Source organism: Micromonospora sp. WMMA1996 (assembly GCF_002573675.1).
In the GTDB taxonomy this organism is placed as follows: domain Bacteria; phylum Actinomycetota; class Actinomycetes; order Mycobacteriales; family Micromonosporaceae; genus Micromonospora; species Micromonospora sediminicola.
Window position 1 is genome coordinate 2,846,127 of the sequence record NZ_PDHU01000001.1, and the last position, 14,364, is coordinate 2,860,490.

Sequence of the window (14,364 nt, forward strand, 5' to 3'; positions counted from 1 at the left end):
ACGGATGATTGCCCTGGTCAACCGCTGTGCGGGCGGCCGGCCGTGGCGTCGCGGGTCCCGGCCCCCTAGGGTGACGCGGGTGACCAACCAGGGACCGCTGACCGGCGTACGGGTGATCGAGCTGGCCGGCATCGGCCCGGGCCCGTTCGCCGCGATGATGCTCGCCGACCTCGGCGCCGACGTGGTGCGGGTGGACCGGGTCGGCGGGGGCGGCTTCGGGGCCTTCCCCGGTGACCTGCTCAACCGCAACCGCCGCTCCCTGGCCGTGGACCTGAAGCAGCCGGCCGGACGGGAACTGGTGCGTGCCCTGGTCGCCGGGGCGGACGCGCTGGTCGAGGGTTTCCGGCCCGGGGTGACCGAACGGCTCGGCCTCGGCCCGACGGACTGCCTCGCCGCCAACCCGCGCCTGGTCTACGGGCGGATGACCGGCTGGGGCCAGGACGGTCCGCTCGCCTCCACCGCCGGGCACGACATCGACTACCTGGCGCTGACCGGCGCGCTGCACGGCGTGGGCCGGGCCGGCGAGCCGCCGGTACCGCCGATGAACCTGCTCGGCGACTTCGGCGGCGGCGGCATGATGCTGGCCCTCGGCATGGTCGCGGCGCTGTACGCGGTGCGCGGCGGCGCGCCCGGCCAGGTGGTCGACGCGGCCATCGTGGACGGCGTGTCGGTGCTCGCCACCCAGATCCACGCGCTGCGCGGGCTCGGCCTCTGGCAGGACCCGCGCGGGGTCAACCTGCTCGACGGCGGCGCACCCTTCTACGACACCTACGAGTGCGCCGACGGCCGGTACGTCGCGGTGGGCGCGCTGGAGCCGCAGTTCTACGCCGAACTGGTGCGGCTCACCGGGTTCCCGCTCGACGGCGACGACGCTCCGGACCGCGACGACCCGGCGAACTGGCCGGCGCTGCGCGCGGCGTGGGCGCGGCTGTTCCGCACGCGTACCCGGGACGAGTGGGCGGCCCTGCTGGACGGCACGGACGCCTGCGTGGCGCCGGTGCTCGACTGGGCGGAGGCCCCGCGGCACCCGCACCTGGCGGCCCGCGAGGTGTTCGTCGCGCCGGACGGGGTCACCCAGCCGGCCCCCGCGCCGCGTTTCTCGGGCACGCCCACGTCGGTCCGCCGGCCCCCGCCCGCACCGGGCGAGCACACCGACGAGGTGCTCACCGAGGCGGGCCTGGACGTCGACCGGATCGCGGCGCTGCGCGCCGCCGGCACGGTCGGCTGAGCGGGCGGCTCAGCGCCGGCGGGTGGCGGCCGGCGCGAGGGCCGGCTCCACCATGTCCCGGTAGTCCCGGGGCAGCTGCACCACCACGTCCTGGAACTCGCCGCTGCTGATCGCCTCGCGCAGCGTGGCGAACACAGCCCCCACCGCGGTGCGCGCGGTGTTCTCGTCGCAGTCGGCCCGGCGGGCCACCCGGGCGACGAACTCGGCCGCGCCGAACCGCTCGGCCGCCTCGGTACGCGGGTGCGGGCTGAGCAGCCCCCACAGCGGCTTGGGCAGCTGCGCGGCCAGGTCCAGCACCTCGCCGCCGGTCAACCGCTCGGCCAACGTCTCCAGGGTGGCCCGGGTCAACGTCGCCGCCCGGTCCTCGGCGGTGCCGGTGAGCCGGGCGACCCGGCCCACGAAGGTCAGGTAGTGCATCGGTGGTACCCCCTTCGGTGCGCCCCCGCGGCTACCCGTCCCGGCCCGGCGGAAACAGGCGTCGTCGGGGGCGTGACCCGGCGCGCGGCGGGTATCCGCCGCCCGGTCGTGACCCCAACTACTGGCGCGAGGAGCCCGACTGATGGCGAGTTACACGGATGTCCTGGAGTACCTGTCCGCGCTGGACTACCCGGCCGGGAAGGACGACGTCATCCGCGAGGCGGAACGGGAGGGCGCGCCGCCGGACGTGTTGCGGGCGCTGCGCGCGCTGCCTCCGGTGGACTACGCCAACGGCACCGAGGTGGCCCGCTCGGCCGGCATCGACGCCGCTCCCGAGGTGAGCCCGTCGCAGCGCGCGGCGCAGGCCCGGGACCGCCACCCGCGGGTCTCGCAGCACCTGCGCGGCATCTGACCGCTGCGGTGCCGCGCCACCCGGCGGTCCGGGTCCCGGGGCACGTGCCGGCCGCGCTCCAGCTCGCCGTGATGGGGCTGGTCGGCGTCGCCTGCGGCGCCGCCGCCGGGGTGCTCGTCCGGCCGGTGCTGGCGCCGCTCGTGGGCTGGGACGCCGCCGCCCTGGCCTGGCTGACGCTGGAGTGGGCCCGGCTGTCCCGGTTGGACGCCGCCCGGACCGCGCGGCTGGCCAAGCTGGAGGACCCCGGGCGGGCGATGCGCGACGCGCTGCTGCTGGCCGCGTGCCTGGGCAGCCTGCTCGCGGTGGGCATGGTGTTCACCACGGCCGGTCAGGTGCCGCCCGGGCTGGCCCGGGCCGTGTACGCCGGCCTCGGCGTGCTCAGCGTGGTGCTCTCCTGGTTCGTCGTGCACACCGTCTTCACCACCCGGTACGCGCGGCTCTACTACGGCGGCGAGCCGGGCGGGATCGACTTCCACCAGGACGAACCGCCCGACTTCACCGACTTCGCCTACGTGGCGTTCACGGTGGGGACGACGTTCCAGGTGTCCGACACGGACGTGAGCGACCGCGCCGTTCGCCGGACCGTGCTGCGCCAGACGCTGTTGTCGTACCTGTTCGGCGCGGTCATCGTCGCCGCGACGGTGAACCTGCTGGCAACCCTGGCCCGATAGGGCGCCCGTCGACAGGCGGGCGCCCCGGGCCACGAACCGCGACCTGGGGCGCCTCGCAACACCTGTCCCTGGCGGTTCACGCCCGAACCGGGTCGCGACCACCAGGCGGTGGATGTTCGCCCGAACCGGGCGGGCATCGCTGCCACGATCATCATACGATGCGACATCAGCCGAACGGGTGAGAATCGCGGAAGTGTGTCCGGGCGCACGTGCGCGCTCAGCCGGTGACCTCCGCGTAGCGCCGTTCCAGATCCACCCGGGCCAGAGCCCCGACCAGCCAGGACAGCCGTTCCGACTCGCCGCCGCCGGCCAGCCCGGCGAGGTCGGCGGCGGAGCGGCCCAGCCCCAGCCGCCGGGCCGCGGCGAGGGCGCGACGGTCGGCGACCGGGGCCGCCTCCCGCCACAGCGCCTGCGCCTCGCGCAGGAACAGGTCGGCGACCTCGTCGTCCACGCCGGGCAGCTCGGTCAGCAGTCGCCGCTCCCCGGCCGGGTCCTGGTGGGCGGTGGTGCGCAGCCGGCGCAGGTCGCCCCGGTACGTCTCGACCAGGGTGCGGGCCAGGTCGCCGAGGGTGTCGGCGAGCGCGGACAGGTCGCCGCGCAGCCCGGCGTCGCGCAGCACGCGGACCCGGTCGGCGTGCCGGGAGCGGGCCATCCGCGCGGCGCTGTCCCAGCCGGCGTCGCGCACCGCCGTCGCCGCGTCGACCGCCCGGTGGAAGTCGCCCCGGCGGGCGAGCAGCACGGCCAGGTAGAGCACCTGGAACAGCTGGGACGGGTTGTTCGTCACCCGGAACCCGTACCGTTCGGCGAATCCGCGCCCGTCCCCGGCGAGCCGGCGGACCAGCCGCTTCTTCTCCTCGACGCTGCGGGTGGCAGTGGTTGTCGGCATGCCGCGGACTACCCCGGCGCGGGCGCGCCATTCAGCCGTGCAGACCGCCGCTGCGGTCGCGGGCCTTGAGCCGGGTGGTGGGCAGGGCGGGCGCGGGCAGCGGCGGCGCGGGGTCGTCGGCGACCGTGCCGAACCGGCGACCGGCCATCCAGTCCTCGCGGGCGGCGGCCACCTCCTCGTGCGACCGGCCGACGAAGTTCCACCACATCACCAGCGGTTCGTCGAACGGGGCGCCGCCGAGCAGCAGCAGCCGGCTGCCCGGGACCCCGGTCAGCGACAGCGACGTCCGGCCGGCGCCGAGGTAGAGCAGCGCACCGGGGGCGACGGTCACGCCGTCGGACTCGGCGGAGCCGGACATGGCCAGCAGCCCGTACTCGAAGTCGGGGCGCAGCGGCAGCGTGGCCGGCGCCGCGCCCCGGACCTCGATCTGCGCGCCGACCAGCGGGGTGTACGCCACCGCCGGCGACCGTTCCCCGCCGAACTCCCCGACCAGCAGGGTGAGGTCGAGGTCGCCGTCGCGCCACCGGGGCAGCTCGGCGTGGTGGTCGAAGTCCGGGTCGCCGGCCCGGGCCGGGTCGGGCAGCGCGACCCACAGCTGCACGCCGTGCATGAGCGGCGGGTGGACCAGCGGGGAGCGTTCCGAGTGGGCGATGCCCCGCCCGGAGGTCATGACGTTGAGCTGCCCCGGGCGGATCGGCTGCACGTTGCCGAGGCTGTCCCGGTGCAGGATCTCCCCGTCGAGCAGCCAGGTGACGGTCTGCAGGCCGGTGTGCGGGTGCGGCGGCACCTCCATGCCGGGCCGCTCGGCCACGTCGTCCGGGCCGAAGTGGTCGACGAAGCACCACGCGCCGACCATCCGCCGCTGCCGCTGCGGCAGCAGCCGGCGCACGGTGGTGTAGCGGCCGAGCGGAACGTCGTGCCCGGGGAGCAGCACGCTGCCCGGGTCGGTGGCGCCGACGCCCGGGGGGAGCGTCTGCGCCGGCAGGGATTCGGTACGGTCCACCGCCCGACTCTACGCCCGGTCCGCGGTCACGCTCACCGCGTTCGCGCCGGCGACCAGGTCGAGGTAGAGCCGGTCGACCGCCCGGTCCCAGCCGGGCGAGCTGATCAGCTCACCGGCGGCGATGCCGGCGCGACGCTCGTCGTACAGCGCCAGCGAACCGGCGCCGGCGGCGACCCGCACCCGGGCCGGCGGCCCGCCGGGCACGGCGACGGTCAGCTCGCTGACGCCGCCGGTCATCCGCACGGTGAGCGCGCCGTCGAGCGGCGGCAACGACAGCCGGGTACGCGCGGCGCCGCCGACCAGCTCGATCCCGGCCAGCCGGGCCGCGCCCAGGTCGAGCCGCTGCTCGCTGACGCCACCGACGAGCCGCAGCCGCCAGGTCACCCGGGAGTTGAGCACCACCTCGACGGCGGAGGGACCGGACCGGCCGTTCTCCTCGATCCGCAGCCGGACCCGGTCACCGGTCAGCTGCGGGCGCGGGGTCACCCCGGCGTCGTCCGGCGCACCGATCCGGTAGAGGTCGTCGCCGAGGTCGGCGGCCCGCAGAGTGAAGCTGGTCAGGCCGTCGACCAGCTCGAAGTTCGCCTGCCGGCGGTCCCCGCGCGGCGCGGTGAGCGTCTCGGCGGCGGCGACCTCGGCGCCGCCCACCCCGCCGGAGCCACCGGCGTCCGTGACCGGCGACGTGGGCCCGCCGGAGAAGACCGTGCCGAGCCGGGCCGGGTTGGCGAGGGTGACCGCGATCGCCGCCACGCCGAGCACCACGACCAGCACGGCGGCGGCCACCAGGGCCCGGGCGGTGCGCGACCAGCGGGGCCCGCTCAGGTCAGGGTCGTCCCCGGATGCCGTCATGGTCGTCCCCTCTCGCCGGTCCCCACTGGCTCATACGTCTCCGTTTCCGCTCCGGTTCATTCCCGCCGGTGCCGCCGGAGCCGCCTCGCCGAGGCGGGCGTGCACCTTGGCGACACACGCGGCCAGCGCCGCGTGCGCGTCCAACCCCAGGCTCTCGATGGCCACCAGGGCGGTGAACGCCACGTCGGCCAGTTCCGCGGCGACCTCCTCGCGGGTGTGCGTCACGCCCTTGCGCGGGTTCTGCCCGAGCACCCCGATCCAGGCCGCGGCCACCTCGCCGGCCTCCTCGCCGATCTTCAGGATGCGGCAGGTCAGTTCCGTGTCGCCGGTGCCGTTGGCGGCGTCCAGCCAGGCGCGGGCGTCCCGCGCCGAGGTCCAGATCATGTCGTCCACCCGGCCCAGTGAACCGGACGACGGTCACGATCCGTATCCGGGGGCGGTGCGGGCAACGGTGCCGGCACCGGGAGGCGGAAGGACGTGCCCGTGATGCCGGAGACCGTCGAGACGGTGTTCGCCAAGGTGGTCGCGCGGAACCCGGGCGAGCCCGAGTTCCACCAGGCGGTGCGGGAGGTGCTGGAGAGCATCGGACCGGCCCTGGCCCGGCACCCCGCGTACGCCGAACTGGTCGAGCGCATCTGCGAGCCGGAGCGGCAGGTCATCTTCCGGGTGCCGTGGGAGGACGACCACGGCCGGGTCCGGGTCAACCGTGGCTTCCGGGTGGAGTTCAACAGCGCGCTGGGCCCGTTCAAGGGCGGGCTGCGCTTCCACCCGTCGGTCTACCTGGGGATCGTGAAGTTCCTCGGCTTCGAGCAGATCTTCAAGAACGCGCTGACCGGCCTGCCGATCGGTGGCGGCAAGGGTGGCGCCGACTTCGACCCGAAGGGCCGCTCCGACCGGGAGGTGATGCGGTTCTGCCAGAGCTTCATGACCGAGCTGTACCGGCACATCGGCCCGCAGACCGACGTGCCGGCCGGGGACATCGGGGTGGGCGGACGGGAGATCGGCTACCTGTTCGGGCAGTACAAGCGAATCACCAACCGGTACGAGGCCGGCGTGCTCACCGGCAAGGGCCTGACGTACGGGGGCGCGCAGGTGCGGCGCGAGGCCACCGGCTACGGGGCGGTCTTCTTCGCCGAGGAGATGCTCCGGCAGACCGGGGACAGCCTGGACGGCAAGCGGGTGGTGGTGTCCGGGTCCGGCAACGTGGCCATCTACGCGATCGAGAAGGTGCACCAGCTGGGCGGCACGGTGGTGGCCTGTTCGGACTCCGACGGCTACGTGTTGGACGAGAAGGGCATCGACCTGGCGCTGCTGCGCGAGGTGAAGGAGGAGCGCCGGACCCGGCTGGACGACTACGTGCGGCAGGTGCCGCACGCGGTGGCGGTCGCCGGCCGCAGCGTCTGGGAGGTGCCGTGCGACCTGGCCCTGCCGTGCGCCACCCAGAACGAGATCGGCGGCGCGGAGGCGGCGGCGCTGGTGGCCGGCGGTTGCGTCGCCGTGGTGGAGGGCGCGAACATGCCGACCACCCCGGAGGCGGTGCGGATCCTCGGCCGGGCCGGGGTGCGGTTCGCCCCGGGGAAGGCGGCGAACGCGGGCGGGGTGGCGGTGAGCGCGCTGGAGATGCAGCAGAACGCCAGTCGGGACGCGTGGACGTTCGACCGGTCGGAGCAGCGGTTGCGAGAGATCATGCGGGACGTGCACGAGCGGTGCTGGGCGACCGCGGAGGAGTACGGGCTGCCGGGCGACTACGTGGCCGGCGCGAACATCAACGGGTTCCGGCGGGTGGCCGAGGCGATGCTGGCGCACGGCGTGGTCTGACCGGCCACCGTGGACCGACCGGGCGGTGCCGTGCTGACCGCCCGGTCAGTCAGCGATTGACAGTCCTCGACCCCCCGGCCTAGGTTCAGGTCGCTACCGGCCGGTAGGCATCCGTCCCGCCCGCCGTCCCGCGTACCGGGGCGGCACCCGTCCCCCGGGGAGCAGCGATGCAGACCTCACCCACCCGCCTGCGCCGCCGGCTGCTCGCCGTCGGCGCCGCCGTCGTCCTCGCGCTCGGCCTGGCCGGAGCGGCTCCCGCCGCCGCCACCGGCCGCGACGACGGCACCGGCCCGCTGCCCGGCTACACCATCGTCAACCCGCCGCTGCCGCCCCTGGTCGTCGACGGGACCGCCACCACCGTCCGGCAGGGCGTGCACGCCCACGCCGGCTACATCGTCGAGGTCCCGGCCCGGTGGAACGGCGACCTGGTGATGTGGGCGCACGGCTACCGCGGCCAGGGCACCGAGCTCTCCCCCGAGCCGCCCGCGTTCGACCTGCGGCAGCGCCTGCTGTCCCAGGGATTCGCGTGGGCGTCGTCGTCCTACGACCGCAACGGCTACGACATCCGCTCCGGGGTGCGCGGCACCCGGGCCCTCGCGGACCTGTTCGCCCGCACCGTGCGCCGGCCGCACCGGGTGCTCATCGCCGGGGTCAGCATGGGCGGGCACGTCATCGGCCGGTCCCTGGAGCAGTACCCCGGCTACTACGCCGGCGCGCTGCCGATGTGCGGCGTGCTCGGCGACCAGGAGCTGTTCGACTACTTCCTCGACTACAACCTGGTCGCGCAGGCGCTGGCCGGGGTGCGGGCCTACCCGACACCGGCCGACTACCTGACCAACGCGGTGCCCCGGATCCAGGTCGCGCTCGGGCTGGCCGGCCTGACCCCCACCGGCCCGGACACCACCAACGCGCTCGGCAAGCAGCTGCGCGCGGTCACCGTGGCCCGCTCCGGCGGGCCGAGGCCGGGTGCCGACGCCGCGTTCGCGGTGTGGAAGGACTTCCTCTTCGGCATCGCCACCACCGACGGCGGCGACTCCCCCGCGCAGCGGCCCGGACAGCTCGCCACGAACCTGTTCACCCGCTACACGCCGAACCAGCCGGTGAACCTGAACGCCACCGTGCAGCGGGTCGCCCCGGAGAACCTGCGCCAGCGGCTCTCCCCCGGCCTGACCGAGGTGCCCCGGATCGCCGGCCGGCCCACCGTGCCGGTGCTGAGCCTGCACGACCTGGGTGACCTGTTCGTGCCGTTCAGCATGGAGCAGGCGTACGCCCGGGACGTGGCGTGGCACGGCCGGTCCCGGCTGCTGGTGCAGCGGGCGGTCCGGGCCGCGCAGCACTGCGAGTTCAGCCCGGCCGAGGCCGGCGCCGCCTGGGACGACCTGACCCGCTGGGTACGCACCGGCAAGCGCCCGGCCGGCGACGCGGTCACCGACCCCCGGGCGGTGGCGGCGCCGGACTTCGGCTGCCGCTTCAGCGACCCGGCCGCCTGGGCCGCCGGCGCCGGCACCCGCCGCCTCTACCCGGCCTGCCCCTAGTCCTCCTCCGGCGCGTACCAGCCGCCCCGGTAGACGGTGCCCGGCCGGGGCGGCGCGTCGGACTCGGCGGCCGCCCGACGGGAACGGCGCACCCGGCTGACCACGAACCAGCCGACGCCGGCCACCACGGCCAGGATGACCACGTTCTGCAACGTGCCGACGTACGCCTCGACCACGTGCCAGTTCTCGCCGAGCAGATAGCCGGCGAGCACGAACGCGGTGTTCCAGATCAGGCTGCCCAGCGCGGTGAAGAGCAGGAACACCGGCACCGGCATCCGTTCCACACCGGCCGGAACGGAGATCAGACTGCGGAAGATCGGAATCATCCGGCCGAAGAACACGGCCTTGACGCCGTGGCGCAGGAACCACGCCTCGGTGCGGTCCACGTCGTCGAGTTTGATCAGCGGCAGCCGTGCGGCCAGCGCGCGCATCCGGTCCCGTCCCAGGGCCGCGCCGACGTAGTAGAGCGCCAGCGCGCCCAGCACCGACCCGAGCGTGGTCCACGCGATCGCGCCGAACAGGCTCATCCGGCCCTGGCTGGCGGTGAACCCGGCCAGCGGCAGGATGACCTCGCTGGGGATGGGCGGGAACAGGTTCTCCAGGGCCACCGCGAGCCCGGCCCCGGGGCCACCGAGCCGTTCCACCAGGCCGGTGACCCAGCCGACGGGTCCTTCGCCGGCCGGCTCCGCGGCCCGCGCGGCACTCACCCGGGGGCCGGCGAGGAGCTGTGCGTTTCCGATCATCAGACCACGTTACGGGGCGACGCGGCCGTCGACCACGGAAAGCGGCGTCGGTTACGGTGTGCCCATGCGTGGGCCGCTGCGGGTCGCCGTCGCCCAACCGCTCACCCGGTCGCACGACGTCGCGGGCAACGCCGAACGGCACGCCGCCGTGGTCCGGTCGGCCGGGGCCCGGGTGGTGGTCTTCCCCGAGCTGTCCCTGACCGGCTACGAACTGGCGGCCGCGCCGGTGGACCCCGCCGACCCCCGCCTCGCTCCGCTGCGCGCGGCCTGCGCGGCGACCGGGACGCTGGCGCTGGCCGGCGCGCCGGTGGCCGGGCCGCACATCGGGGTGCTCGCGGTCGACGGCGACGGCGTGCGGGTGGCGTACCGGAAGATGTGGCTGGGTGGCGCGGAGCCGCAGCGGTTCCGGCCGGGCCGCCGGCCGGCGGTGCTCGACGTCGACGGCTGGCGGCTGGGCCTGGCGGTCTGCAAGGACACCGGGGTGCCCGAGCACGCGGCGGCGACCGTGGCCGCCGGCGCGGACGCCTACCTGGCCGGGGTGCTGGAGTCGGCCGAGGACGCGGCGGTCCCCGAGGAGCGCGCCGTGCGCGTCGCCGCCGCGCACGGGGTGTGGGTGGCGGCGGCCAGCTTCGCCGGCTCGACCGGCGGTGGCTACCCGCGGGCGGCGGGCGGTTCGGGCATCTGGTCGCCGGCCGGCGTCGCGGTGGCCCGAGCCGGTGCCGACGTCGGCGAGGTCGTCGGCGGGGCGTTGCGCTGAGGACGGATCACCTACGCTCCGGGGATGGACGAGTCGGGGGACGTCGGGGCGCCGGTCCTGCTGGGCACCGGCCACACCGCCGACGTCTGGGCGCTGCCGGACGGGCGGGTGCTGCGCCGCTACCGCGACGGCGGCGACGTGCGCGCCGAGGCCGAGGTGATGCGACACCTGCGTCGGGCGGGGTTCCCGGTCCCCCGGGTGCACCACGCCGACGGCCCCGAACTGGTGCTCGAGCGGATCCCCGGTCCGACCCTGGTGGAGGCGCTCCAGGCGGGCACGGTCACCGCGCACGGCGCCGCCCGCATGCTGGCCGACCTGCACGCCCGCCTGCACGCGCTGCCGGCGCTGCGGTCGACCGATCCCGGGGTGCGTCTGCTGCACCTCGACCTGCACCCGCACAACGTGCTGTTGAGCGGCGGCGGTCCGGTGGTCATCGACTGGACCGACAGCGCCGAGGGTCCGCCGGCGCTGGACCGGGCGGTGACCGCGCTGATCCTCGCGGAGGTCGCCGTCGATCCGGCCCATCCGCTGGCGGCTGCGGCCGGTGAGTTGCTGTCCGCGTACGTCGCCGCGTCCGGGCCACCGGGTCCGCTGGCGGCGGCGGTCCGGCACCGCGCGGCCGGCCGGGCGCCCGACCCGGGGCGGCTGCCCGAGGCGGCGGCGCTGGTGGCGGCGACCGGGGCCGCCCTGCCGACGTCGGCGGACCGCCGGCCGCCTCAGCCCTCCTGGGAGCCGCCGCCGCGCAGCCGCTCGTAGCCGTCGAGCAGCTCGCGCAGCGCGGCGGCGGTGACCCGGTCGACCTTGTCGTCGTCGGCCGCGTCCTCGATCTTGTCGCGCAGGTCCTCGACCCGCCTGGCCCGGTCCCTGGGCTTCCCCCGGTCCAGCTCCGCGACCTTCTTGCGCAGGTCGTCGGCGGTCTTGCGGTCGATCAGCCGGGCCGCCTCGGCGCGGTCGACCAACTGGACGAACCGGTCGGCGACCTGACGCAGCGTGACCGGCTCGGGCGCCACTGTGGACGGGGCGGCGCGCGACGGTGTCGGTCTCGGCGGGGAACTGCCCGCGCCGGTGGTGGGTGCGGCCGGGGCGGCGGCGGGCGGGGTGCCGGAACCGCCGTCGGCCAGCAGCGTGCCGACCAGCGCGAGCAGCAGCACCACGGCGCCCGCGACCAGCACCGCGAAGAGCCGGTTCGACGAGACCCCGGGGCGGCCCGGCGCGGCGGCGGGCACCGGCGGGACCGCGCGGGCCGGAGCCGGGCGCCGCTCGACCAGTGTGGGCGGGTGCTCCACCGGGGACAGCGTGGGCAGGATCGCGGTCGGCGGGTCGACCGGGCGGCCCGCGCCGAGCCGATCGGCGAGCAGCGCCGCGCCGGGCCGTCGGGCCGGGTCCACCGCCAGGCAGGCCAGGACCAGGTCGGCGACGTCGGCGGGCAGGCCGGGAACGCGCAGCGGCGGCACCGGTGGCCGGTTGGCGCGCAGGTCGACGACGTCGTCCCAGGTCTGCACCGGCAGCGGGGCCCGGCCGGTGAGCGCGCGGTAGAGCAACGCGCCGAGCGCGTAGACGTCGCCGGCCGGGTTCGCCGGATCCGGGTCGAGCCGTTCGGGGGCGAAGTAGGCCGGGGTGCCCATCAACAGCTCACCGGTCTGCCCGACCGCCTGCGGGCCGGCCGGCGCGGCGATGCCGAAGTCGAGCACCTTGGCGCCGGTCTCGGTGAGCATCACGTTGGCCGGCTTGATGTCGCGGTGCACCACGCCGATCCGGTGGGCGGCGGCCAGCGCGGCGGCGACCTGCCCGGCCATCCGGACCGCGTCCGGCCAGGCGAGCGGCCCGCCGGCCAGCCGGTCGGCCAGGGTCCGCCCGTCCACCAGTTCCATGACCAGGTACGGCACCACCGCGCCGTCGGGCAGGGCCGCCTCGCCGTAGTCGTACACCTGGGTCACGTGCGGGTGGGTGAGCCGCGCCGCCGCGCGGGCCTCGCGTTGGATGGTGGCGCGCCACTGCGGGTCGGCGGCGAGCCGGCCGGCGAGGGCCTTGACCGCGACGGGGCGGTGCAGGACCTCGTCGTCGGCGCGCCACACCTCGGACATCCCGCCGAGGCCGATGCGCTCGCGCAGGACGTACCGGTCGTGCAGCCGCAGGCTGGGCGTGAACGGCGACATGATGCCCCAGTCTGCCTGCCCGGCCCACGTGTGCGCCAACCGGCCGGGGGTCAGGGTTTGCGGGCCACCCCGCCGTACATGCTCACGTCGGCCACCGAGGGGCGCGGCTCGGGCTCGTCGTCGGCACGCCACTCGGCCACCGAGCAGACGCCCGGCTCGATCAGCTCCAGTCCGTCGAAGAACCGGACGACCTCGTCCCGGGCGCGCAGGTTGATCACACCGTGCGGGCCGCCGCCACGGGCCGCCGCCTTCGCCTCCTCGGCCACCGCCGGCGGCAGGTAGTCGTGGGTGGCGTGGGAGGCGGCCAGATAGCTGCCGGCGGGCAGCGCGTCCAGCAGCCGGGTGACGGTGGTGTAGGGGTCGTCACCGTCGGGCACGAAGTGCAGCACCGCCACCAGCATCAACGCCACCGGCTGGGACAGGTCGAGGGTGCGGCGCAGGTCGGGGTGGGCGAGGATCCGCTCCGGGTCGCGCAGGTCGGCGTCGAGGTAGGCGGTCGCGCCCTCGGTCGAGCTGGTGAGCAGCGCGCGGGCGTGGGCCAGCACGATCGGGTCGTTGTCGACGTAGACCACCCGGGCGCGCGGGTCGATCGACTGCGCCACCTCGTGGGTGTTGTCGGCGGTGGGGATGCCGGTGCCGATGTCGAGGAACTGGCGGATCCCCGCCTCGCCGGCCAGGTGGCGCACGGCGCGCCGCAGGAACCGGCGGTTCTCCACCGCGCTGAGCCGGATGGTCGGGAAGCGGGCGGCCATCGCGTCACCGGACTCGCGGTCGGCCTGGAAGTTGTCCTTGCCGCCCAGCCAGTAGTTGTAGCGCCGGGCCGGGTGCGCCACGGAGGTGTCGATCCGGTCGCCCGGGTGGCCCGGTTCGGTCGCCGTCCCGGATGCTTCGCTGGTCAAGGCCGCCTCCACGACTCGCGCGCCACCGCCGCCGGATGACGTCCGTCCACAATCGTCGGTACCCGGGTCATGCTAGCGCCCGGCGCCGCGACGGTCAGGCCCGGTACAGCTCGTCGCGCAGGCGGGTGAGCAGCTCGGCGGTGCGCTCCGGCGGCGCGGCCTCGACGCACAGCCGCTCCATCGCCTCGGCGTAGAAGTCGAGGTCGTCGCGCTTGTCCAGGTAGATCGCGCTGGTCAACTGCTCGATGTAGACGATGTCGGGCAGGTCCTGGTCGCCGAAGCGCAGGATGCTGAACGCTCCGCTGGCCGCGGCGTGACCGCCGGCCGAGAACGGGACGATCTGCAGCCGCACGTGCGGCGAGGCGGTGGCCGCGATCAACGCGTCCAACTGTTCGCGCATCACCGTGGCACCGCCGATCGGGCGTCGCAGCGCGGCCTCGTCGAGCACCGCCCACAGCTGCGGCGGGTCACTGCGCCGCAGCAGCTCCTGACGCTCCATCCGCAGGTCGACGCGGCGGTCCAGCTCCGCCGGCGACGCGCCGCGGTGCCCGAGCAGGATCACCTCCCGGGCGTACGCGGCGGTCTGCAACAGGCCGGGCACGAACTGCACCTCGTACGTGCGGATCATCGCCGCCGCCGCCTCCAGCCCGAGATAGGACTGGAACCAGGCCGGCAGCACGTCGCCGTAGCGGTGCCACCAGCCCGGGCTGTTCGCGTCGCGGGCCAGCTTGAGCAGCGCGGCGCGCTCGTCGGGAGCGGTGACCCCGTAGAGCGTGAGCAGGTCGGCGACGTCGCGCTCCTTGAAGCCGACCCGGCCCAGCTCCATCCGGCTGATCTTCGACTCGGAGGAGCGGATCTCCCAGCCGGCGCTCTCCCGGCTGACCCCGGCGCCTTCCCGCAGCCGGCGCAACTGCGCCCCGAGCAGCATGCGCAGCACGGTCGGACCGCTGGTCGGACCACCCTCGACGGGCACCGTCGCCACCTGACCGC

General features: G+C 75.6%; 16 protein-coding genes. 7 read left to right on the top strand and 9 right to left on the bottom strand.

What is annotated here, in order from left to right; genetic code table 11:
• Positions 1-79: 79 nt before the first annotated feature.
• Complete coding sequence (locus COO58_RS12940; protein WP_176558802.1) at positions 80-1,228, top strand: CaiB/BaiF CoA-transferase family protein; 1,149 nt, start codon at positions 80-82, stop codon at positions 1,226-1,228.
• A gap of 9 nt (positions 1,229-1,237) precedes the next feature.
• On the opposite strand, the gene COO58_RS12945 is transcribed toward COO58_RS12940, so the two are convergent.
• On the bottom strand, positions 1,238-1,645 hold the full coding sequence (locus tag COO58_RS12945; protein WP_091575483.1) for a DUF2267 domain-containing protein: 408 nt from the start codon (positions 1,643-1,645) through the stop codon (positions 1,238-1,240).
• A gap of 142 nt (positions 1,646-1,787) precedes the next feature.
• Here COO58_RS12945 and COO58_RS12950 point away from each other — a divergent pair, with 142 nt between their 5' ends.
• Positions 1,788-2,057 carry a DUF2795 domain-containing protein gene (locus COO58_RS12950; RefSeq protein WP_091575486.1) on the top strand — a complete coding sequence of 90 codons (270 nt, stop codon included), beginning with the start codon at positions 1,788-1,790 and terminating at the stop codon, positions 2,055-2,057.
• A gap of 8 nt (positions 2,058-2,065) precedes the next feature.
• Entirely contained in the window at positions 2,066-2,728 is a 663-nt protein-coding gene (locus COO58_RS12955; protein WP_091575489.1) for a DUF1345 domain-containing protein, read from the top strand.
• A 217-nt stretch (positions 2,729-2,945) separates the two neighbouring features.
• On the opposite strand, the gene COO58_RS12960 is transcribed toward COO58_RS12955, so the two are convergent.
• The 4 genes from COO58_RS12960 to COO58_RS12975 are packed head-to-tail and all read right to left on the bottom strand — an operon-like array spanning position 2,946 to position 5,850.
• Complete coding sequence (locus tag COO58_RS12960) at positions 2,946-3,614, bottom strand: hypothetical protein (RefSeq protein ID WP_098745106.1); 669 nt, start codon at positions 3,612-3,614, stop codon at positions 2,946-2,948.
• A gap of 31 nt (positions 3,615-3,645) precedes the next feature.
• The gene (locus COO58_RS12965) at positions 3,646-4,617 is read right to left on the bottom strand and encodes a pirin family protein (protein WP_098745108.1); all 972 of its coding nucleotides are present in this window, start codon (positions 4,615-4,617) and stop codon (positions 3,646-3,648) included.
• A gap of 9 nt (positions 4,618-4,626) precedes the next feature.
• On the bottom strand, positions 4,627-5,466 hold the full coding sequence (locus tag COO58_RS12970) for a hypothetical protein (protein WP_098745110.1): 840 nt from the start codon (positions 5,464-5,466) through the stop codon (positions 4,627-4,629).
• Between the two features lie 30 nt (positions 5,467-5,496).
• Positions 5,497-5,850, bottom strand: a complete 354-nt coding sequence (locus COO58_RS12975; RefSeq protein ID WP_245666650.1) for a MazG-like family protein — start codon at positions 5,848-5,850, stop codon at positions 5,497-5,499.
• Positions 5,851-5,952: 102 nt separating this feature from the next.
• On the opposite strand from COO58_RS12975, the gene gdhA reads away from it, so the two are divergent.
• Together gdhA and COO58_RS12985 are read left to right on the top strand one after the other, a co-directional pair.
• Positions 5,953-7,284 carry an NADP-specific glutamate dehydrogenase gene (gdhA, locus tag COO58_RS12980; protein WP_098745112.1) on the top strand — a complete coding sequence of 444 codons (1,332 nt, stop codon included), beginning with the start codon at positions 5,953-5,955 and terminating at the stop codon, positions 7,282-7,284.
• Between the two features lie 167 nt (positions 7,285-7,451).
• Positions 7,452-8,819: a S9 family peptidase gene (locus COO58_RS12985; RefSeq protein WP_098745113.1), complete on the top strand. Its 1,368-nt coding sequence runs from the start codon at positions 7,452-7,454 to the stop codon at positions 8,817-8,819.
• Here the strand turns inward: COO58_RS12985 and COO58_RS12990 are convergent.
• Complete coding sequence (locus COO58_RS12990; protein ID WP_091576319.1) at positions 8,816-9,562, bottom strand: DedA family protein; 747 nt, start codon at positions 9,560-9,562, stop codon at positions 8,816-8,818. The two genes, COO58_RS12985 and COO58_RS12990, sit on opposite strands and share 4 nt — an antisense overlap.
• 64 nt (positions 9,563-9,626) lie before the next feature.
• On the opposite strand from COO58_RS12990, the gene COO58_RS12995 reads away from it, so the two are divergent.
• Together COO58_RS12995 and COO58_RS13000 are read left to right on the top strand one after the other, a co-directional pair.
• Positions 9,627-10,319 (top strand): carbon-nitrogen hydrolase family protein, encoded by a 693-nt coding sequence (locus COO58_RS12995; protein WP_091576321.1) that lies wholly within the window; start codon positions 9,627-9,629, stop codon positions 10,317-10,319.
• Positions 10,320-10,343: 24 nt separating this feature from the next.
• Complete coding sequence (locus COO58_RS13000; protein WP_091576323.1) at positions 10,344-11,075, top strand: phosphotransferase; 732 nt, start codon at positions 10,344-10,346, stop codon at positions 11,073-11,075.
• Here COO58_RS13000 and COO58_RS13005 read toward each other — a convergent pair.
• The 3 genes from COO58_RS13005 to COO58_RS13015 form a co-directional block, all read right to left on the bottom strand.
• Positions 11,036-12,475, bottom strand: a complete 1,440-nt coding sequence (locus tag COO58_RS13005) for a serine/threonine-protein kinase (protein ID WP_098745115.1) — start codon at positions 12,473-12,475, stop codon at positions 11,036-11,038. The two genes, COO58_RS13000 and COO58_RS13005, sit on opposite strands and share 40 nt — an antisense overlap.
• 50 nt (positions 12,476-12,525) lie before the next feature.
• Complete coding sequence (locus COO58_RS13010) at positions 12,526-13,374, bottom strand: SAM-dependent methyltransferase (RefSeq protein WP_098746300.1); 849 nt, start codon at positions 13,372-13,374, stop codon at positions 12,526-12,528.
• A 94-nt stretch (positions 13,375-13,468) separates the two neighbouring features.
• Positions 13,469-14,356, bottom strand: a complete 888-nt coding sequence (locus COO58_RS13015; RefSeq protein ID WP_091576327.1) for a helix-turn-helix transcriptional regulator — start codon at positions 14,354-14,356, stop codon at positions 13,469-13,471.
• Positions 14,357-14,364: the final 8 nt, after the last annotated feature.

Bases quoted from the DNA above. Each gene is read 5' to 3' on its own strand.
- COO58_RS12945 (WP_091575483.1), bottom strand. From the start codon at position 1,645: ATGCACTACCTGACCTTCGTGGGCCGGGTCGCCCGGCTCACCGGCACC.
- COO58_RS12950 (WP_091575486.1), top strand. From the start codon at position 1,788: ATGGCGAGTTACACGGATGTCCTGGAGTACCTGTCCGCGCTGGACTAC.
- COO58_RS12960 (WP_098745106.1), bottom strand. From the start codon at position 3,614: ATGCCGACAACCACTGCCACCCGCAGCGTCGAGGAGAAGAAGCGGCTG.
- COO58_RS12970 (WP_098745110.1), bottom strand. From the start codon at position 5,466: ATGACGGCATCCGGGGACGACCCTGACCTGAGCGGGCCCCGCTGGTCG.
- COO58_RS12975 (WP_245666650.1), bottom strand. From the start codon at position 5,850: ATGATCTGGACCTCGGCGCGGGACGCCCGCGCCTGGCTGGACGCCGCC.
- gdhA (WP_098745112.1), top strand. From the start codon at position 5,953: ATGCCGGAGACCGTCGAGACGGTGTTCGCCAAGGTGGTCGCGCGGAAC.
- COO58_RS12985 (WP_098745113.1), top strand. From the start codon at position 7,452: ATGCAGACCTCACCCACCCGCCTGCGCCGCCGGCTGCTCGCCGTCGGC.
- COO58_RS12990 (WP_091576319.1), bottom strand. From the start codon at position 9,562: ATGATCGGAAACGCACAGCTCCTCGCCGGCCCCCGGGTGAGTGCCGCG.
- COO58_RS12995 (WP_091576321.1), top strand. From the start codon at position 9,627: ATGCGTGGGCCGCTGCGGGTCGCCGTCGCCCAACCGCTCACCCGGTCG.
- COO58_RS13000 (WP_091576323.1), top strand. From the start codon at position 10,344: ATGGACGAGTCGGGGGACGTCGGGGCGCCGGTCCTGCTGGGCACCGGC.
- COO58_RS13005 (WP_098745115.1), bottom strand. From the start codon at position 12,475: ATGTCGCCGTTCACGCCCAGCCTGCGGCTGCACGACCGGTACGTCCTG.